This is a genomic window from Streptomyces tailanensis (assembly GCF_008386495.1).
Taxonomy (GTDB): Bacteria; Actinomycetota; Actinomycetes; order Streptomycetales; family Streptomycetaceae; genus Streptomyces; species Streptomyces tailanensis.
Genome location: NZ_VTHJ01000006.1, coordinates 74,591 through 94,342 on the forward strand (window position 1 = coordinate 74,591; position 19,752 = coordinate 94,342).

General features: G+C 69.8%; 14 protein-coding genes and 3 pseudogenes. 15 read left to right on the plus strand and 2 right to left on the minus strand.

All coding sequences use genetic code 11. The annotated features are described in order from the left end of the window. Nucleotides 1-112: 112 nt before the first annotated feature. Nucleotides 113-1,457, plus strand: a pseudogene (locus tag F3T56_RS07090) (RICIN domain-containing protein); the annotation flags it as partial. A 16-nt stretch (nt 1,458-1,473) separates the two neighbouring features. Here the strand turns inward: F3T56_RS07090 and F3T56_RS07095 are convergent. Next, entirely contained in the window at nt 1,474-1,971 is a 498-nt protein-coding gene (locus F3T56_RS07095) for an Lrp/AsnC family transcriptional regulator (RefSeq protein ID WP_149823837.1), read from the minus strand. 99 nt (nt 1,972-2,070) lie between these two features. On the opposite strand from F3T56_RS07095, the gene F3T56_RS07100 reads away from it, so the two are divergent. The 4 genes and pseudogenes from F3T56_RS07100 to F3T56_RS07115 all read left to right on the plus strand — a co-directional run bounded on the left by F3T56_RS07100 (nt 2,071) and on the right by F3T56_RS07115 (nt 5,886). After that, nucleotides 2,071-3,282 (plus strand): trans-sulfuration enzyme family protein, encoded by a 1,212-nt coding sequence (locus tag F3T56_RS07100; protein ID WP_149823838.1) that lies wholly within the window; start codon nt 2,071-2,073, stop codon nt 3,280-3,282. A gap of 271 nt (nt 3,283-3,553) precedes the next feature. After that, nucleotides 3,554-5,184 (plus strand): annotated as a pseudogene (locus F3T56_RS07105) (IS200/IS605 family accessory protein TnpB-related protein). A 10-nt stretch (nt 5,185-5,194) separates the two neighbouring features. Continuing rightward, a pseudogene (locus F3T56_RS50010) lies at nt 5,195-5,320 on the plus strand (TetR/AcrR family transcriptional regulator); the annotation flags it as partial. A gap of 116 nt (nt 5,321-5,436) precedes the next feature. After that, complete coding sequence (locus F3T56_RS07115; protein WP_246203474.1) at nt 5,437-5,886, plus strand: arginase family protein; 450 nt, start codon at nt 5,437-5,439, stop codon at nt 5,884-5,886. Between the two features lie 42 nt (nt 5,887-5,928). On the opposite strand, the gene F3T56_RS07120 is transcribed toward F3T56_RS07115, so the two are convergent. Further along, a complete protein-coding gene (locus F3T56_RS07120; RefSeq protein ID WP_246203459.1) occupies nt 5,929-6,336 on the minus strand; it encodes a hypothetical protein in 408 nt (135 codons plus the stop codon). Nucleotides 6,337-6,447: 111 nt separating this feature from the next. Here F3T56_RS07120 and F3T56_RS07125 point away from each other — a divergent pair, with 111 nt between their 5' ends. The 10 genes from F3T56_RS07125 (at nt 6,448) to katG (ending at nt 19,696) form a co-directional block, all read left to right on the plus strand. After that, a complete protein-coding gene (locus F3T56_RS07125) occupies nt 6,448-7,095 on the plus strand; it encodes a choice-of-anchor M domain-containing protein (protein ID WP_149823839.1) in 648 nt (215 codons plus the stop codon). Nucleotides 7,096-7,163: 68 nt separating this feature from the next. After that, a complete protein-coding gene (locus F3T56_RS07130) occupies nt 7,164-8,750 on the plus strand; it encodes a choice-of-anchor M domain-containing protein (RefSeq protein ID WP_149823840.1) in 1,587 nt (528 codons plus the stop codon). A gap of 94 nt (nt 8,751-8,844) precedes the next feature. Next, on the plus strand, nt 8,845-10,386 hold the full coding sequence (locus tag F3T56_RS07135; RefSeq protein WP_149823841.1) for an anchored repeat ABC transporter, substrate-binding protein: 1,542 nt from the start codon (nt 8,845-8,847) through the stop codon (nt 10,384-10,386). Beyond that, complete coding sequence (locus F3T56_RS07140) at nt 10,386-11,981, plus strand: TIGR03773 family transporter-associated surface protein (RefSeq protein ID WP_149823842.1); 1,596 nt, start codon at nt 10,386-10,388, stop codon at nt 11,979-11,981. Before F3T56_RS07135 ends, F3T56_RS07140 begins: the two co-directional genes overlap by 1 nt. Further along, entirely contained in the window at nt 11,978-12,733 is a 756-nt protein-coding gene (locus F3T56_RS07145) for an anchored repeat-type ABC transporter ATP-binding subunit (protein WP_246203460.1), read from the plus strand. The genes F3T56_RS07140 and F3T56_RS07145 overlap by 4 nt, the downstream gene beginning before the upstream one ends. Then, nucleotides 12,730-13,620 carry an anchored repeat-type ABC transporter permease subunit gene (locus F3T56_RS07150; protein ID WP_149823843.1) on the plus strand — a complete coding sequence of 297 codons (891 nt, stop codon included), beginning with the start codon at nt 12,730-12,732 and terminating at the stop codon, nt 13,618-13,620. The genes F3T56_RS07145 and F3T56_RS07150 overlap by 4 nt, the downstream gene beginning before the upstream one ends. Nucleotides 13,621-13,743: 123 nt before the next feature. Then, the gene (locus F3T56_RS07155; protein WP_246203462.1) at nt 13,744-14,574 is read left to right on the plus strand and encodes a class I SAM-dependent methyltransferase; all 831 of its coding nucleotides are present in this window, start codon (nt 13,744-13,746) and stop codon (nt 14,572-14,574) included. A gap of 105 nt (nt 14,575-14,679) precedes the next feature. Then, a complete protein-coding gene (locus tag F3T56_RS47515; protein ID WP_246203464.1) occupies nt 14,680-15,105 on the plus strand; it encodes a hypothetical protein in 426 nt (141 codons plus the stop codon). Further along, entirely contained in the window at nt 15,102-17,054 is a 1,953-nt protein-coding gene (locus tag F3T56_RS07170; RefSeq protein ID WP_149823844.1) for an SMI1/KNR4 family protein, read from the plus strand. The genes F3T56_RS47515 and F3T56_RS07170 overlap by 4 nt, the downstream gene beginning before the upstream one ends. Before the next feature lie 452 nt (nt 17,055-17,506). Further along, complete coding sequence (gene katG / locus F3T56_RS07175; RefSeq protein ID WP_149823845.1) at nt 17,507-19,696, plus strand: catalase/peroxidase HPI; 2,190 nt, start codon at nt 17,507-17,509, stop codon at nt 19,694-19,696. Nucleotides 19,697-19,752 lie beyond the last annotated feature (56 nt).

The window sequence follows — 19,752 nt, forward strand, 5'->3', positions numbered from 1 at the left end:
CACCAGTACCGAGGCCGGTATCGGTCCTGAGGGCGGCGGTCGCCGGATCGGCCGTGGCCGACTTCGACGCGTGGGTCGCGGAGCGCTCGGCCGCGGAGTCGACCGAGCCGTTCACCTTTACAAGGAGCACAAGGCGGCCGACTGGAACTGGACGCCGTCCAACGACGGTGACCGCTCGGACATGGCCATCGCCCTGTACTCCAGCACCGACGAAGGCCGGACCTGGCGGGTCCTCAACGTCGTCGCGACCGGCGGCTGGCAGGGCGGCAGCGCGGGCGCGGTGGGGCAGAACATCGCCGCCGCGAACACGCACAAGCAGGTGGATCCCCTGTGGGAGCCGTACCTGATGGTCCACAAGGGCAAGCTCGTCTGCTACTACTCGGACGAGAACGACTACACCGGCTTCGACCCGAACACCGGCGTCCCGGTCCTCGACCCCGCGAACGACACGGCAGCCGACTCGCACGGTCAGATCCTCGTGCACAAGACGTGGGACGGGCGCGCCGCGCAGTGGAGCGCTCCTGTCGTCGACATCGCGGGGCTCACCCAGGACATGGGCGGCGGCAAGACGGAGATCGGCGGCGGGCGGCCGGGCATGACGAACGTCGTCCGGACGACGGACGGCAAGTGGCTCCTCACCTACGAGTACTGGGGCGGCGGGGCCAACACCAGGTTCCGGCTCGCCGACAACCCGTGGGAGTTCCACCGTGGTTCCCCGACCGGCGAGGGCGTCACCTCCCTGCCGGTCGACACCGGTTCCCGGCGCCTGGCCATGGGCGGGCAGCCCGGTCCTCATCCGGCTTCCGGGCGGGCGCCTGGTGTACAACGCGGCCGGCAGCGGCAATGTCTGGGTCAACGAGAGCGGGCGCGGCGACGGGGTGTGGAAGGAGTACCAGACGACGTCGCGGCCCGGTTACAGCCGCAATCTGCAGTACGTCGACGGCACCGGTCGCGTCGTGATCCTCAACAACCAGGACTCGTCGACGCTCGCGTACACCGAGGTCGGCCTCGGTCAATCCGACGGCTCCTACTACCAGTTGGTGAACCGCAGGACCGACCAGGTGATCGGCACCGGGGGCAGGACCAATGACGCGAACATCGGCAACGGAGACGTTCCCGACGTCCGTCTTGAGGCCCCCGGCTCGGTGTCGAACACGGACACCCAGTACTGGCATGTGGTGACCGAGCCGAAGGGCGGCGTGACGCTGCTGAACAAGTCGGGCGGCCGCGCGGCGGCCATCTGGACGGGCAACGCGACGGTCGGCCAGCGGATCGGCCAGTGGGTCGACAACAGCGCCACCGGCAGCTGGAACCTCATCCGGACCGAGGACGGGTTCTACAGGTTGCAGGCGATCAAGAACCCGAACCTGTACCTGACCGGCGCTTCCGCCGGGGCCCCGCTCACCCTGCAGAACGCGACGGCGGACGGCTCACAGGACTGGGAGCTCGTCCAGTAGCCAGGCATGAGGGAGTTCATCCCGGCAACGCGCCGCGCCCTTCACGGACTTCGAAGACCAGCTGGGTCTCCGTCTGCCGGACCATCGGGTGGGTGGTGATGTGTTCCAGGATGAGGTCGCGCAGGCCCTGCGGGCTCGCCACGGCCACGTGCAGGAGGAAGTCGTCGGCGCCGCCGACATGGAAGACCGTGAGCGCGCCCGGCAGTTCGACCAGCCGGTCGTACAGGTTGCGGACATGGTCCCGGCTGTGGCTGCCCAGCCGGACCTTGATGATGGCGTGGATGGGGCGGCCCAGTGCGCCGGGATCGAGCCGGGCGCTGATGCTCGTGAGGACACCGGACTCGCGCAGCGCCCGTACCCGATAGGCACAGGTCGACTCCGCGACGCCCACGCGGGCCGCGAGCGCCGCGTTCGTCATCCGGCCGTCCTCCACGAGGGCGGCCAGGATGGCGAGATCGGTGCCGTCGAGAGCGCCGGGAGCGGGTTGTGTTTTCTTCGGCTGCTGGTCCGCCACAGGGCCCTCCGCTTGCTGAATCCGCGCCGATTCCGGCGAGGTGATTTACTTTCCACAACACATCTTGCATGTTCCTGTGGATCCACTCACAGTCTGGGCATGACTTCGTCACGCCTTCAACTCGACTCCATCGCCGTGCACGCCGGCCGTGAGGACTTGGCAGGGCTCGGCGTACACGTTCCGCCCATCGATCTGTCGTCGACCAGTCCGCTGCCGGACATCGAGTCCGGCGGCCTGTCCTACGAGGCCATGGCGTCGGGGGGGATGCCGACCGCCGAGGGCGGGGCCGTCTACGCGCGGCTGTGGAACCCCACGGTGGCGCGGTTCGAGTCGGCGCTGGCCCGGCTGGAGAACGCCGAGGCGGCGGTGGCGTACTCCTCGGGCATGGCGGCGATGACCGCGGCGGTCCTCGCGACGACGAAGGAGACCGGCCGCCGCCACGTCCTGGCGGTCCGCCCCCTCTACGGCGGGACCGACCACCTGCTGGCATCAGGCCTGCTCGGAGCCGAGGTCACCTACTGCGCGGCGTCCGACGTAGCCACCTGCGTCCGGCCCGACACGGCGCTGGTCGTGCTGGAGACACCCGCCAACCCGACCCTCGACCTGGTCGACATCCGTGCCGTCGTCGAGGCCGCCGGCACTGTTCCCGTGCTCGTGGACAACACCTTCGCGACCCCGATTCTGCAGAATCCCCTCGACTTCGGCGCCTCGATGGTCCTGCACAGCGCGACCAAGTACCTCGGCGGGCACGGCGATGTCGTCGCCGGTGTCATCGCCTGCGACCAGGAACGGGCAGCCGCACTGCGCCGCGTACGAGCCGTCACCGGCGGCCTGCTCCACCCGCTGGGCGCCTACCTCCTGCACCGGGGACTCGCCACCCTCCCGATCCGGGTACGCGCACAGCAGGCGAACGCCCAGCGCATCGCCGCCTGGCTGACGACCCACCCGAGCGTCGCCCGCGTCCACTACCCCGGGATCGCGGGAGACCCCCAGGGTCTGCTGGGCACCCAGCTGAAAGGGCCGGGGGCGATGATCTCCATCGACCTCCTCGGCGGCTACGAGCAGGCCAAGCACGTCACTTCAGCCGTAACCCTCTTCACCCACGCGGTGTCCCTGGGCGGCGTCGACTCCCTCATCCAGCACCCCGCCGCCCTGACGCACCGCCCCGTCGCCCCCGAGGCCCGCCCCACCCCCGGCCTCCTCCGCCTCTCCATCGGCCTCGAAGCCCCCGAGGACCTGATGACCGACCTGGACCAGGCCCTCGCCGCACATCGCGGGGTCCCGGTGCCGGCGGGCGCGTCGCACGCGTAGCCCTCAGCACTAAACTTGGCGACAGCGTCAAGTTACGAGGAGGGTTTGGAGCTGCTGACGTTGGAGTGCGTTCAAGAGCGTTCTGGTGAGCGGGAGTGAGTGTGGGTGGTCTGTGTCGTGTCGCGTGGTCCGGGCGGCCGGGGGGCGGTTTCTGTAGGGCCGGCTTCTGTGGGGAACTGACGTTCTTTCATCGAAGGTGTGACCTTCATGGGTGACGCTCGTTTCCCATGGTGACGGGATCTTCGGGTGGGGTCGGGGCGGGGGTGACGGGGTGGGTGAGCTGAGGAGCGTGGCGCCGTCGTTCGTCGCGTCCGGTCCGAGCGGTGTGGCCATCCGCACCCGCCTCAAGCACCTGACGCCCGGGGATGAGGAGGTGTTGCGGCTGGTCGGCGCGCATCTGGGCGCGCTGGCTTCGAAGGATCTCAAGGCCCGCTGCCGGGACGGTCTGGAGCGCTCGGCTGAGGCATGGGCGGTGCGCAAGCGGGCACTGACGCCCCTGTCGTCGTCGCGGTGGGCGGGCAGTATCACCAAGGCCACTCATGACCAGTGGGCGTTGGCCCGCCGCTGCCAGCTGGCGCACATCCAGAACCTGGGAGCGGGCATCCGCACCATCAAGCACCGGCTGTCCCTGCCGGTCGGGCAGAAGGGAACCAAGCAAGCGCCGGGGGTTACCGGTCCCAGCGGGAGTGGCATGCGAAGTCGCGGCGGCTGCGGGCGCTGGAAGACCGGCTGACTACAGTGTGGGCCGACCGTGAGGCCGGAGTCGTGCATGTCGTGCGGGGCGGCAGGCAACTGGCCCGCACCCGGCACCACCTGGAGGCCGCCCAGCTCACGGAGTCGCAGTGGCGCCGGGCCTGGGAGGCGGAGCGCTGGTTCTGCCAGGCGGACGGTGAGTCCGGCAAGCGCTATGGCAACGAGACGATCCGCGTCAGTCCCGACGGCGAGGTGAGCCTCAAACTGCCCGCACCCCTCGGGCATCTGGCCAACGCTCCGCACGGGCGGTACGTCCTGGCGTGCCGGGTCGTGTTCGCGCACCGGGGCACCGAATGGGCGGACCGCGTCGCGGCCAACCGGGCGATCGCCTACCGCCTCCACCTGGATACGGGCCGGGACCGCTGGTATCTGACCGCGTCCTGGCAGATCCCGGTGGAACAGAGGGTCCCGCTCCAGGGCGCGCTCGTCCACGGTGTGATCGGCGTCGACATGAACGCCGACCACCTGGCCGCCTGGCGCCTGGACGTCCACGGCAACCCGATGGGCGGCCCGCGCCGTTTCTTCTACGACCTGTCCGGCACCCGCGAACACCGCGACGCCCAGGTCCGCCATGCCCTGACCCGTCTGCTGCACTGGGCCAGGTCCTGTGGTGTGAAGGCGGTCGCGGTGGAGGATCTGGACTTCGCCGCGGAGAAGACCCGCGAAAAGCACGGACGCCGCAATCGGTTCCGACAGCTGATCTCCGGCATGCCCACCGGCAAACTCCGCGCCCGACTGTCATCCATGGCCGATCAGACGGGTATCGCGGTCATCGCCGTCGACCCGGCCTACACCAGCCGTTGGGGCGCCCAGCACTGGCACAAACCCCTCACCACCACAACCCGCGAGACCACTCGCCACGACGCAGCCGCCGTGGCGATCGGAAGGCGCGCCCAGGGACACCCGATCCGGCGACGGACGACACCGCCCCCACAGCACCGGAGTGATGCGGTGGGGCATCGGACCGTCCAGGCCCGACCAGGCGTCCCTGGGCGTGAGGGAACCCGCCCCCGCATCCCCGGACCACGGACACGATCCGTGCCGCCCGGACGCGGAGCGAACGCGGGCAACCAGAACGCCCAACACCGTCCGGGGCGTTCGGCCGAGCATGAATCCTGGCAACAGGACTCACTCCCGCTCAGTCTCTAGGAACGGTTCGATGGCGAAGGCAGGCCTGCGCGCGGATGCGCGCCGCAACATCGAGAAGCTCAAGGCGGCCGCCATCGAGGTCTTCCGCGAGAAGGGCCTGCACGCCCCGCTGGAGGAGATCGCCCAGCGGGCCGGGGTGAGCACGGGCACGCTGTACAACCGGTTCGGCTCCCGCGAGGCGCTGATCGACGCGGTCATGCCGAACCTCGCCCAGGACACCATCGCGCGGGCACACGGTTCGGCCCGCAGTACATCCGCCAGACCGACTACAACCCGCACGACGGCTCGCGTCCCTCGCCGGCCATGCGGGTCGACGCCCTGCGGGACCTGCGCGGCTACGACGCCGGCGACGTGGAGATGTTCTCGGGCGACGCCGAACGCTCCGTACGCGACCTGCAGACCGCCGTGCACGCCGTCGCACGTACCGGCGCGATCCCGCTGATCCTCGGCGGTGACCACACCATCGCCTGGCCGGACGCGGCCGGCGTGGCCCAGCACATCGGACAGGGCAGGGTCTCGGTGATCCACTTCGACGCCCACGTCGACACCGTCGACGTCGAGTTCGGCTCGCAGTCGGACACGGCCAGCCCATGCGCCGGCTCATCGAATCCGGCGCGATACGCGGCGACCGCTTCCTGCAGATCGGCTGCGTGGCTACTGGCCGCCGCCCGAGACGCTGGACTGGATGGCGCGGCAGCGTGAGGCGGTGCAGGGCGGGGTAACCGGCCGGGGCGACGGGGGCGGTCAGCGCACCCGGGTCTCTTCGAGCGGAGCCACACTCATGGTCTGGCCTGTCTCGGCGGGCAGGTGGGGTGTGTGGTTGACCAGGCCGGCGGAGTTGCCGACTACGGCGATGCTGCTGGTGTTGTGCAGGAGGGCGGCGGCGACGGGGTTGAGGGAGCCGCCCGCGCCGGCGAGCAGGCCGGCGAGCAGGCCGGCGAGGTTGACGCCGATGGCGAGGCCGTAGTTCCGCCGTACGACGCGGAGGGTGTGGCGGCTGAGTTCCACGACGGCGGCGACCTGGCGGAGGTCGTTGCCGGCGAGGGCGATGTCGGCGGTCTCCAGGGCGACGTGGGAGGAGTGTTCGCCCATGGCGATGCCGACGTCGGCCAGTGCGAGGGCGGGCGCGTCGTTGGTGCCGTCGCCGACCACCAGTCGCCTCGGTGCGCCACGAACCCGCTTGTGGTCTATTTGAAAATGATTACCATGTGTCTTGTCCGTGCACGCTCAAGCGCGTGTACCTTCTGACCCGGGGGGATCCCCTTGCGTACCCTTGCCCGCACTCTGACATTTTCCGGTTCCCTCGCCGCGGCCGTCGCGCTCGGCGGTCTGGCCGCCACCCCGGCGGTCGCCGCCACCACGCTCGGCAGCGGCCACGTCGACGTCCTCGACGCCGAGTGGGACGGCGCCGACCTGCATCTGCACGTCCACGACGAGGAGAACGAAGCCGAGTACGAGCCGGCCGACGTGACGCTGTCCGTGCCGGCCGCCGCGAGAACCGCCAACCCCGGCTACGGCTTCCTGGGTTCGGGCAGCCAGATCTGGCTGCTTCCGGACACGGAGCTGGAGGCCGACGCCGCCGGGGTGCTCTTCCCGGGCATCTCCACCGAGCACCTGTCCACCGGCGTCTTCGCGAACAACTCGGTGACGTACCGCCTGGTGAGCGCCACGCGCGACGGTGCCGCCACCGAGGACTTCAGCGTCTACGAGGGTGCCGGCACCCGCTGGTACGACAGCAACACCGCCACCACCAACTTCAAGTCGAAGTCCTTCGCCATCGGCACGCACAACCACGCCAACTGGGCCTTCGAGGAGGCCGGCGCCTACGAGCTGACGTTCCGGGTCCAGGGCACGGTCGGCGGCGTCACCGAGTTCACCGACGCCACGTACACCGTGGTCGTCAGCTCGTGATGAGAGCCCTGACGCGCGGCGGTCGCGCATGCACAGCCGCAGTCCTCACCGCGGCTGTCGCGTCACTCGTGGGCGCGGCAGGGCTGGTCGCCGGCGGCAGCGGGGCAGCCCGCGCCGCCGGCGGTGCCGTCGTACTCGGCGAGGGGGAACTGGACTTCACACCCCGACTCGTCGACGGGAAGCCGCAGTTGCAGATCGACGACCGCAGCGGGGGCACGACGGTCACGCGCGAGCCTTCGACCGTCGTCCTGCACGCCGTGCAGGAGTCCCTGCAGACCACTTTGAGCCCGGTCGCGAACGCGCTGGGCACCACCGACCTGGACACCTGGCAGCTCAACGGCTGGGAGGCCGCGGACATCTTCGCGCCCGAGCCCGGCTGGAAGGGCACCGAGGCGGGCGGGGACACCGAGGTGACGCTCGCGGGGTTCGACGGCCCCGGGGACTTCGGCATGGCCACGTACACCCGGGAGATGGACTCCTCGGACATCCCGGCCGAGGCCCATCTCGGCAGCACCGAGGCCGCTCCGCGTTCCTTCACGCTGACCGGCGGCCAGGAACGGATGCTGCCCACCTGGCTGTTCACGGCGGAGGGCGTCTACCGGCTCACGTTCACCGTGACCATCGGCGGCGCCACCGACACCGAGACCCTCGCCGTGGTCGTCGGCGACGACGTCGACCCGGCCGACGTACTCCCTGGCGACGGCTCCACCCCGACGAGTTCGGCTCCGCCTACCAGCCAGCCGCCCACCCCTCCGGCGGCGCATGTCATCGGCGAAGGCCATGTCGACATGGCGGCCCGCCCGGTGGACGGCGACCTGGAGTTCCAGTTCAAGGAAGGAACAGAGACCAAGTACGAGTGGTACGAGCCGGGCAAGGTGGTCCTCCATGTGCGGCCCGCCGCCAGGCGGAAGATTCCGGAGGAGTACGAGTTCCTCGGCACCGTCGGCGACGAGGTGTGGTGGCTGCCGCTGCAGCAGAAGGCCGGCCTTCTGTGGCCCGGCTGGAACACGCAGGAGTACGCCAAGGACGAGGTCGGCGGCAGGATCTCCTTCCGGCTCGACTCCGTACAAGGGCCCGGAAACGTCGCGATGTTCCATACGAACGCGATGGCGATCCCGGTCGTCTCGCTCAACAGCGGTGACGGCCTGCCCGACGCGCACACGATCTCGCCGGGCACCCACAGCCACTTCAACTGGGCCTTCACCGCAGAGGGCGTCTACCGCACCACGTTCACGGTCAGCGCCACCCTGGCCGACGGTACGAAGGTGAGCGACACGGAGACCTTCGCGTGGGTGGTCGGGGACGACGTGGACCCGGGGACCGTGACGCCGGGAACGGGCGACGAACCGACGGCGACGCCGACGACCACGCCCTCGGCGACACCTTCGGCGACGCCGACGCCTTCCGCCTCGGCATCCGTATCGCCCACGGCGCCGGACTCGGCGTCGCCGAGCGCGTCGGACAGCGTCAACTCATCGGGGGGCCAGGGAGGTTCAGGCGCGTCCGGCGGTGACAGCGGCGGCAGCAACGCCCCATCCGGCACGCTCGCCTCCACCGGCGCCCAGGTCGCCGTACTCGCCGCCGTTGCCGCGGCCGCCGTGCTCGCGGGTGGCGGCGCGGTGTTCCTCGTACGGCGCCGCAGCGCCACCCCCTGAAAACCCGCGGGACGGCGGACCGGCACCCGGCAGCCACCCGGTCCGCCGTCCCACGGATCCACCCTGTTCAAGGTTCAAGCGAAGGAGGAGCCCCATGCGGGGCCACGCCAGACGTACCACCGCCACCACGCTCACCGCTACCTGCGCACTGCTCACCGCGGTGGCCACCGGGTGCAGCGGCGTCCAAGCCGGGTCGTCCGACGCCGCGTTGACGGTGTCGGCGACTACGGCGATCATCGCGGACCTGGTCGAGCAGGTGGGCGGCGACCGCGTCGACGTCACCTCGATCGTGCCGCACCACGGCGATCCGCACTCCTACGAGCCGAGCCCCGGCGACGCCGCCGAGGTCGCCGACGCCGACCTCGTGTTCAGCAACGGGCTGCTGCTCGAAGAGCCCGGGATCATGAAGATGGTCCACAACAACGCGCCCGAGTCCACGCCGAAGGTCCAGATCGCCGAGAAGCTGGAGCAGTACGGCGGCACGGTCATGAAGCTGGAGGAGGACCTCGGCCTCGACGTCCTCTGGCTCGGCTGGGCGGTCGAGGGCCGGATCGCGGGCGACGGCTCCCAAGTGCGTTCGACCGCGACGAAGTTGGAGGGTCCGGGCGAGCTGCGCGTGTATCTCACCGACACGCTCGGCCGGCCAAAGGTGTACGTCGACTCCGCCGACGGCCTCGATGCCAAGGACTCCTTCACCCTGCCGCCCGAGGCGCACACCCACGTCAACTGGGCGTTCGAGAAGCCCGGTACGTACAGGCTGACCGTCGAGGGACGGACCGAGACCCTCGACGGGAAGGCCGAGAAGTTCGGCAGCGGTACGTTCACCTTCACCGTCGGTGACGCGGCCGAGGCCCCCGAGGGCGCGACCGTGCTGGACGGAGGCCACGCCGACGTCGCTCTCAACGCCGAGACCGGCAAGGTGTACGTCCGCGCGGACGAGGAGAAGAGCGGCGCCCGCACCGAGCACCCGGCCGGCGATGTCGTGCTCAATGTGCCCGACCGGGCGAAGGAATCCGTGCCGAAGGAGAAGCCGTACGCCTTCCTCGGTCGGCCCGGTACGGACCTGTGGGTACTCCCCCAGGCCGTCATCGGCAAGCACGTTCACGGCGACATGGACCCCCACGCGTGGGAGGACGTCGCGAACGCGGAGGCGTACGTCCGCCGCATCGAGGCCGAGCTGATCAAGGCCGACCCGGACGGGAAGGCGACGTACGAGAAGAACACCGCCGCCTACCTGAAGAAGCTCGGCGCCCTCGATCAGGAGGTCGCCCGGAAGCTCGCGACCATCCCCGAGGAGAACCGTGAGCTGATCACCACGCACGACGCCTTCGGCTACCTCGCCAAGGCGTACGGCATGGAGGTCGCCGGCTTCGTCGTACCGGTGCCCAACCGGGAGCCGAGCGCGGCCGAGGTGGAGGAACTCGGCGACACGATCCGCGAGAAGCAGGTCCCGTCCGTGTTCCTGGAGCCGAACCTCGCCGCCCGCGCCGACGTGCTCAAACGGGTCGCCCAGGACCAGGGCGTCGAGGTCTGCACGATCTACGGCGACTCGTTCGGCGACGAGATCCACGACTACGTATCGATGATGCGGCACAACGCGGACGAGCTCGCGAAGTGCCTTGGGAAGGACGCCTGATGAGGGCCACGCGTAGGGCACACAGGGAACGCGTCGCCGTGGCGGTGGCGCTCGCGGCCACGCTCGCGGGCGGCGGTGTGGCGGTCGCCGGCGAGGGCGGCACCGGGTCCGCATTCGGCCGGATCGCTTACGCGGACGGGGTGTTGACCCTCGATGCCACGGACGGCCCCGAGGCTCATGTGATCGAGGTTCCCGACGCTCAGCTGAGGACCGCTCCGGCGCCGGGCTGGGACACCACCGGGGTGCCCGAGGGCGCCGTGGACCAGGACACCGTGCGGTGGGCGCTGACCGGGCTGGCCGGGCCGGGCGATCTGCGGGTGTACGCGAACACCGGCGATGAACAGGACGATCCGCTGCTGTTCGACAGCGCGGACGGGCTGCCCGACGGCTACGAACTGCCGGTGGGACAGGAGGGCTCCACCCGGTGGGCGTTCACCGCCGAGGGCACCTACCAGGCCATCTTCACCGCCGAGGCCCGGACGGTCGACGGGCGGGAGCTGTCCATCGGGACCGTCTACACGGTGCTCGTCGGGGACGAGGCCATCGCACGGGCGGACGAGACGCCGGAGAAGGGTACGGGAACGGGTGGCGCTTCCGACGAGCCCGCCACCCCCGGCTCCGACACGGAACCGACGACCGAGCCACGGAACCTCATCGCACCGGCCGCCGAGGAGACACCCTCCGCCCCGGCCCCCGCACGCGCCGCCGCGGACGCCGACGCCGTCGTCTCGACCCCGAAGGTCATCGACGAGGGCCACGTCGACATCGCCGCACGGGTCGTCGACAAGAGGATGCAGATCCATCTCAAGGACGGCACGGTCTCCGGAAAGACCACCTGGCGCGAACCCTCCTCCGTGGTCCTGCACGTCAAGCCCGCCGCCAAGAACACCCTCCCGGACGGGGACGACTTCGCTTTCCTCGGCAAGGCCGGCGACCCCGTGTGGCTGCTCGACCAGGTGCAGCAGGACGGACTGCTGTGGCCCGGCTGGTCCACCGACAACATCCAGGCGGGCGCCACCAAGGGCGGGGTGAAGTTCTCCCTCACCGAGGTCAAGGGCCCCGGTACGGTCGCGCTCTACACCTACGACGCCATGTCCGGCGCGACCGTGCTGTTCAACAGCAAGGACGGTGTCCCCGACTCCTTCGACATCCCGGCGAACACGCACGCGCACGGCGGCTGGGCGTTCACCAAGGAGGGCACCTACCGGCTGACGTTCCAGATGAGCGGCAAGCTCGCCGACGGTACGGCGGTCAGCGACACCGAGACCGTGGCCTTCGTGGTCGGCGACGAGAACCCGGGCGCCGTCAAACCCGGCGACGGGTCGGGCAGCGGTTCCTCATCAGGCACGGACGGGACGGGCGGGACAGGCGGGACGGACGCATCCGACGACGGCTCGTCCGGCAACGGGGCGACCGACGACGACGCGTCCACGGGTGGCGGCTCCTCGGACAGTAACGGCTCCATGGCCTCGACCGGCGCCGGGAACGCGGTGCTGCTGGGCGGGACCGCTGCCGCGCTCGCCGCACTGGGTGCGGTCTTCGTGACCGTCACCCGCAGGCACCGGGGCCGTACCGCCGGAAGGACCCCCGCGTGACCACCGTGGAGCCCCTGCTCCAAGCCCGGGACGTGAGCGTCGTCCTCGGCGGCCGGACCGCCGTCGAGGACACGCGGCTGACCGTGCGTCGAGGCGACCTGCTGGGCCTGCTGGGCCCCAACGGCGCGGGCAAGACCACCCTGCTGCGCGCCGCCCTCGGCCTGATCCCCCTCGCGAGCGGCGAGGTGCTGATCGACGGCCTGCCCCCGGGCCGCGCCCGGCACCTCGTCGGATACGTGCCGCAACGCCACGAGTTCGCCTGGGACTTCCCCATCGACATCGCGGGGGCGGTGCTGTCCGGCCGTACCCGCTCCATCGGATGGCTGCGCCGGCCCAGGCCCGCGGACCGCGCGGCCGTCGACGAGGCGCTGGAGCTGGTCGGCCTCGCCGATCTGCGCCGCCGCCCGATCGGTGAGCTGTCCGGCGGGCAGCGACAGAGGGTACTGGTGGCGCGCGCACTCGCGAGCGACCCCCAACTGCTGCTCCTGGACGAGCCGTTCACCGGCGTGGACATCCCCACCCAGGAACTGCTGGGCGACCTCTTCGGCCGCCTGGCCGCCGACGGCAAGGGCCTGCTGATGACCACCCACGACCTGGCCGCCGCCGCCCGCACCTGCACGCGCGTGGCACTCCTCAACCGCACCGTCGTCGCCGAGGGCGGCCCTGAACTGCTGGCCGATCCCGCCCAGATGCTGCGCGCCTTCGGCCTGGACACCGCGATCGGAGCCACTCGGGAAGGCAGGGCCGCGTGACCGTCGTGGAGTTCCTCACCGATCCCTGGCAACTACCCTTCATGCAGCGGGCGTTCGCGGTCGCCGCGATCACCGGGCTGGTGTGCGGGGTGGTGGGCGTGTACGTCGTACTGCGCGGGATGGCGTTCATCGGCGAGGCCGTGTCCCACTCGGCGTTCCCGGGCGTCGCCCTCGCCTACGCCTTCCAGGGCAACCTGCTGCTCGGCGGGGCGCTGGCCGGGCTGACCACCTCCCTCCTCATCGCCCTCGTCTCACAGAACCGCCGCCTGAAGGAGGACACCGTCATCGGGGTGTTCTTCTCCTGCGCGTTCGGTCTCGGCATCGTGCTGGTGTCCACGCAGGACAGCTGGTCCACCGACCTGTCCTCGTTCCTGTTCGGGCAGGTGCTCGCGGTCGGCCCGGAGGACGTGTGGACGGCGGCGGGCCTGGGCGTGGTCCTGGTGACGGTCGTGCTGCTGCTGAGCAAGGAACTGGTCGCCGTCAGCCTCGACCGCGAGACGGCCCGCGCGGCCGGGCTGCCCGTCATGCGGCTCGACCTGATCCTCTACGCCGTGGTGACCGCCACGATCGTGATGTCCCTGGAGGCGGTCGGCAACATCCTCGTCCTGTCCCTGCTGATCACCCCGGCCGCGGCGGCGCGGATGCTGACCGAACGGCTGTGGGCGATGACGCTGATGGCTTCGCTCTTCGGCGGCACGGGCGCGCTGGCGGGACTGTATGTGTCCTACGCCTACGACCTCGCCGCGGGCGGCTCCATCGTCTGCGTGCTGACCGCCCTGTTCGCCCTGACCTGGTGCCTGGCGCCCCGGCACGGACTGTTGGCCCGGGCCCGACGGCGGAGAGGTGAGACCCGGCGACCGGTCGGCGAACAGGCGGTCGCGACGTGACGGGCGAACTGTCGGTCGCGAAGTGAGAGCGGCCTTCTGACCGACCGACAGCAACTTTCTTACAACGGATCCCATTTTCATATAGCGTCGAGGAACCAGCTCGCTCCGCTCCGAGAGGCAGCCATGACGACAGAGCGCGAGATGCGCCTGGGCACGGTCCAGGAAACACTCCTGATCCCGCTGTACGGCCGGGCCGTGGAGAACCGCAAGGAGGAGTCGGCCCTGCGCGATCCCCGGGCCGAGGAGATCGTCGCGTCGATCGACTACGACTTCTCCCGCTTCGACAACCTCCCGAGCCTCGTCGGCGCCGTGCTGCGCACTGCGCTGTTCGACCTGTGGGTCGCGGACTTCCTCGCCGCGCATCCCACCGGCACGGTGGTGGAGATCGGCACCGGACTCAACACCCGCTACGAACGCGTCGGTAACGAACGGGCCCGCTGGTTCGACCTCGACCTGCCCGACGTGATCGACCTGCGCCGCACCTTCTTCGCCGACACCCCGCGCCGGACGATGATCGCCGGGTCGGTGACGGACGATGCCTGGGCCTCCGCCGTGGCCGCCCAGGCAGAGGGTCCGTACTTCTTCGCCGCCGAAGCCGTCCTGCCGTTCCTGGAGGAGGGCGAGGTCCGCCACGTCGTCGACCTGCTCGCCGAGAACTTCCCCGGCTCGCTGCTGGCCCTGGACACGGCGGGCCCCGGGATCGTCGGCACCCAGGACCAGCATGACGCCCTGAGCAAGGTCGAGGCCCGTATGCAGTGGACCTGCGCCGACCCGGCCGACCTCAGCGCATGGCGTCCCGGGACCCGGCTCCTCGACTCCCGCACGCTCACAGGGCTGCCGGCACCTCTGCACGACCGGCTGCCCGTCGCGTACCGGGAAATGCTCTCCGGCCTCGCCGAACAGCGGTTGCCGCAGGTCGAGGAGTACCGGCTCAACCTGGTCCAGCTGCCGTAGGCGAGACCCAGTCCGGCCGGGCAGGGGTTATCGCCCGCATCGCCCGCCCGACCCCGGGCGTGAGCCCCTGGTCTTCGATCGCGCACTTCAGCATGCTTGGCCCTGATGCCGGTGCCGACGACGCCGTCGCGGATGTCACCCTTGAACATCTCGACCATCGGGTCCGGAATCTTCAGTGCTTGGGGCATCCGGACGGCTAAGGCGTGCTTGCACCTTGAGCGTCCGATAAGGCCGCGCGTACCGCAGGTCGCGCGGGAGCTGTTCGCCGCCCGGGACGCCGGCGCGGGCGAGCAGCAGATGGTGATCCTCATCCGTGGGCTGGGGCACGCCTGCTTCCCGGACGGGGGTAGCCGCGCCCACGGTCTTGGGAACGCCTTCACCGACGTGGAGTTCGCCGACTTTTCCATCGACCAAGCAGGGCACGAGAACGTCGGCACAGCCTGCCGGGCCGGTTGCCTACGAGAGGGTCCCGTTGACCGCAGCAAGCCGCGGGAGCACTGTCAGTGGCGGGTGGCAGCATCGGACACATGACGGACACCACGGCATTCGACTGGCGGTCCTTCCTGCTCAGGTGGAGCGGGGAGTGGGCAGATTCCCTGCCGGACGACGAGACGCAGGGCGAGGACGACGAGGCCGCGCGGCAGGCGCGATGGCTCGGGTTCCCACCCGCGTCCGAGGAGCGGATCGCAGCCATGGAGGAGCGCCTCGGCCGACGGATGCCCCCGTCGTACCGGGAGTTCCTCAAGGTCAGCGACGGGTGGCGGCACACGGGCGGGTTCGTGTGGCTGTTGGCGGGGACCGAGGACACGCGCTGGCACAACGACGAGTCGGGACTCGCGGTCATGTTCGAGGAGCACCTGGACGAGGACGCCGGACCCGAGGAACGGCTGGAGGTGGACATCTGGCGGCGCGGGCTGCAGCTCGACGTCGAGTCCGACATCACCCACGTCCTCATGGATCCCGAGGACGTGGACGAGGACGGTGAGTGGGCCGTGTACACGTGGGCGAGCTGGCGGGCCGCGCCGCCGGAGCGGCACGCGAACTTCCTTGAGTTCATGCGGGACATGCACCGGGAGTTCCACAGCCTGCGGTCGCGCCCGAGCGACGGGGAGCCGGTGTTCGCCAACGACACGACGCGAAAGCTGGACGCCTCGGTGGAGGAGGCCCGGCTGGAGGCGCTGCGCGGCGGCTGGGAGCAGGCCGGGAAGGCGCTGGACGAGGCCAAGGAGTACGGCAGACCGCGGGCCGCCGGGCTGGGCGACCAGATACGCCGCCTGCTCGGACAGACCTACATGGTGTACTTCCACGGCCTGGTGACGGACCATCAGTACGCGCCCGAGCTGCTGCCACCGCTGGTCGCCGAGCACGCGGCGCACTCGTACCGGGACGACTCCACCTTGACGTTCCATCTGCGGGGCGCCCACGACGACCTGGTGTCACTGGCTTACGCGACGCTGGATCAGGTGAGGAACGGAACATACCGGCACACGGCGGCCGGACCGTTCGGGGAAGCGATCGAGAGAGCGCGGGAGCTGGCGCGGTGGGGAGACTCCGACGGGGCATGGCGGACACTGATCAATGCTCTGCCCCTGTGGGAGCCGCTGGGACCGGACCACCTGGCGCCGCTGGGATGGGTGGCCGACCCCGTCCTTGGGCCGCTGCTGACCCCGGAGCGGGGCCGGGAGCTGCTGTCCACGCCGAGGGGCGGGCAGACGGGTGAGACACCGAGGCCGACGGCCGGGCTCGACCCGGGCGGCCTGGCGTGGCTCGCGGAGCCGGACCCGGGCAACAACCGCACGTCCTACCGGTTCATCCTGGTGGAGGGGGTGCAGCCGGAGGAGTTGCCCGGACGTCTCGCGGACGGGAACCACACCGTGCTGAACGAACCCATGACCCTCTGGGAGGCGCGCCACCGGTCGCTGCACAACCAGCGGGAGTTCTCGTCCTACGACGACAGGGCTCTCATGGCGGTCGGCCAGGCCGGCACCGGCTGGAGCTTCGCATTCGACGGCGACCCCGCCCCGTTCGACCAGCGGCGATTCGTCTCCCCCGCCGCGACCGCCGGCGAGGACACCCGTGCGGTGGTGGTGTGGAGCGGCCTGAGGACATGGCACGGGGAGCCCTTCTTCCACCTCTCGGTGGCGCAAGACGGTGCCGAGCAGTACTCATTCACGTACGCGGACGGAGAGATCCGGCAGAGCGGGGAGATACCGCCGGCGCTGGATCCGAACCGGTTCTTCGGCGACACGGAGGACGGGGCCGAGGTGGAACGGTCGCTGCTGGAAGCGGTGGCCGGGGAATTCGGTGCGTCTCTGCCGCGTCATGCCATCGTGAACGGGCGGCTGCACACGTTCGCCACCCGTTCCTGGACGCGTCCGCCGAGGGACGGCGAGACGTACGCGGTGATCCGCATGGAATGGGGATCCGCGCGGCCGGCGGACAGCGGCCGGACGGGAGAGGACGGGCCGGGGAACAGGTAGAGACCGGCCAGGCCGCCCAAATCCTCAATGCGGTGAGAGTGGAGAGAACGAAGCCCTCGGATGTCGGAGGACGAACTCCCAGGGCTTCGTCGTAGTCCCTCGCGCAACGAAGCCCCGCCCCCCGGCGGAGCTTCGTCGTCTCACACATGTCTCAAGACGGTATGGCCCTTCCGGGACCACCGAGTCCTGACCTGTAACTGTCAGTCATGTCAGCCGAACTCACCGGCGTACCGCGCCGTCTGCTCCACGAGCGTGAGGGCAGGCGCCCGGCCCCGTCGGCTCGGAAGTCGATTTCCGAGCAGAAAATAAGCCTCTACTCTCATGTTTGTCATGCGGGGGGGGTGCTCTGCGTGTTTCGTAGCGGTGCCGTCTGCGGTGCGCGACCATACGGACGCCGACATCACCATCATCGGCATTGTGCGTGGAAACACCGAGAGCGAAAGAAGGACGACGTGTCCGGCAGCGAAAGCGAGAACCCGGCAATCTCCTCCCCGATCCCCACGCCGACTCGGCCCAAGACGAACCGGGACTGGTGGCCGAATCAGCTGGACCTTCAAATTCTCCACCAGCATTCGTCCCGCTCCAATCCGATGGACGAGGACTTCAACTACTCGAGAGAGTTCGCGACCCTCGACCTCGACGCGCTGACGCAGGATGTCTTCGAGGTGATGACGACGTCACAGGACTGGTGGCCTGCCGACTACGGCCATTATGGGCCGCTTTTCATCCGGATGAGTTGGCACGCCGCGGGCACGTACCGTGTCGCCGATGGCCGGGGCGGGGGCGGCTCCGGCGCTCAGCGCTTCGCCCCCCTCAACAGTTGGCCGGACAACGCGAGCCTCGACAAGGCGCGCCGTTTGCTCTGGCCGGTCAAGCAGAAGTACGGCCAGAAAATCTCCTGGGCCGACCTTCTGGTCTTCGCCGGTAACTGTGCCATGGAATCCATGGGGTTCAAGACCTTCGGGTTCGGATTCGGGCGAGAGGACATCTGGGAACCCGAGGAAATCTTCTGGGGGCCCGAGGACACCTGGCTCGGAGATGAGCGCTACAGCGGCGACAGGGAACTCGCCACTCCCTTCGGTGCCGTGCAGATGGGGCTGATCTACGTCAATCCGGAGGGACCCAACGGCAACCCGGATCCGATGGCCGCCGCCCGGGACATTCGCGAGACGTTCGGGCGCATGGCGATGAACGACGAGGAGACGGTCGCGCTCATCGTCGGCGGCCACACATTCGGCAAGTGTCATGGTGCGGTCGATCCCGCGTACATCGGCCCGGAACCCGAGGCCGCCCCCATCGATCAGCAGGGCCTCGGCTGGCGGAACACGTACGGCAGCGGCAAGGGCGCCGACACGCTCACCAGTGGGCTCGAGGGCGCATGGACTGCCGAGCCGACCAGGTGGGACAACGGGTACCTGGACACCCTGTTCCGGTACGACTGGGAGCTGACGACGAGCCCCGCCGGTGCCAAGCAGTGGACTCCCACGGATCCTTCGGCCAAGGGCACGGTGCCCGATGCTCACGATCCGTCGAAGAGGCACGCTCCGATGATGCTGACGACGGACCTCGCGCTGAAGCAGGATCCGGTCTACGGCCCGATCACGAAGCGCTTCCACGAGAACCCGGACCAGCTTGCGGAAGCGTTCGCCAAGGCGTGGTACAAGCTGTTGCACCGCGACATGGGCCCCGTCTCGCGCTACCTCGGCCCGTGGGTTCCCGAGCCGCAGCTGTGGCAGGATCCCGTCCCCGAGGTCGATCACGAACTGGTCGCGGACGAGGACATCGCTGCCCTCAAGAGCAGGATCGTCGCATCTGGACTGTCCATCTCCCAGCTGGTCACCACCGCTTGGGCGTCAGCAGCGAGCTTCCGCGGCACCGACAAGCGTGGCGGGGCCAACGGGGCACGGATCCGACTCGCGCCGCAACGGGACTGGGAGGTCAACCGCCTGCCCGAGGTGGCCGAGGTGTTGCAGAAGCTGGAGCAGATCCGGCAGGAATGCAACGTCTCACATGCCGGCGGAACGAAGGTCTCGCTCGCCGACCTGATCGTCCTGGGCGGGTGCGCGGCCGTCGAGCAAGCCGCGAAGAACGTCGGTTACGACATCACGGTCCCGTTCACACCGGGGCGCACGGACGCCTCGCAGGAACAGACCGACGTGGAGTCGTTCGCCGTGCTGGAACCCAGGGCCGACGGTTTCCGCAACTACCTCCGGGCGGGAGAGAAGTTGTCGCCGGAGACCCTTCTGCTGGACCGCGCCAACCTGTTGACGCTGACCGCTCCCGAGATGACGGTGCTGATCGGCGGCATGCGGGTCCTGAACACCGGCTTCAAGCAATCCTCACACGGCGTCCTCACCCACCGGCCGGAGACACTGACCAACGACTTCTTCGTCAACCTGCTCGACATGGGCACGAAGTGGAGGGCGTCGGCTTCGGACGACAACGTGTTCGAAGGCCGGGATCGCGCCACAGGCGAACCCAAGTGGACCGCCACCGCGGTCGACCTCATCTTCGGTTCACACTCCCAGCTCCGAGCCGTCGCGGAGGTCTACGCGTCCCAGAACGCGGGAGACAAGTTCGTGCGTGACTTCGTCGCCGCGTGGGAGAAGGTGATGAACCTCGATCGGTTCGACCTCTCCTGAACCCGACGCCCCGGCCGGGGCAGTGCCACGGATCGCTCAGAGCCCCGCAGCACTCC

Coding starts and splice junctions, on each gene's coding strand:
- F3T56_RS07100 (WP_149823838.1), top strand. CDS start 2,071: ATGACTTCGTCACGCCTTCAACTCGACTCCATCGCCGTGCACGCCGGC.
- F3T56_RS07135 (WP_149823841.1), top strand. CDS start 8,845: ATGCGGGGCCACGCCAGACGTACCACCGCCACCACGCTCACCGCTACC.
- F3T56_RS07140 (WP_149823842.1), top strand. CDS start 10,386: ATGAGGGCCACGCGTAGGGCACACAGGGAACGCGTCGCCGTGGCGGTG.
- F3T56_RS07155 (WP_246203462.1), top strand. CDS start 13,744: ATGACGACAGAGCGCGAGATGCGCCTGGGCACGGTCCAGGAAACACTC.
- F3T56_RS47515 (WP_246203464.1), top strand. CDS start 14,680: ATGCCGGTGCCGACGACGCCGTCGCGGATGTCACCCTTGAACATCTCG.
- F3T56_RS07170 (WP_149823844.1), top strand. CDS start 15,102: ATGACGGACACCACGGCATTCGACTGGCGGTCCTTCCTGCTCAGGTGG.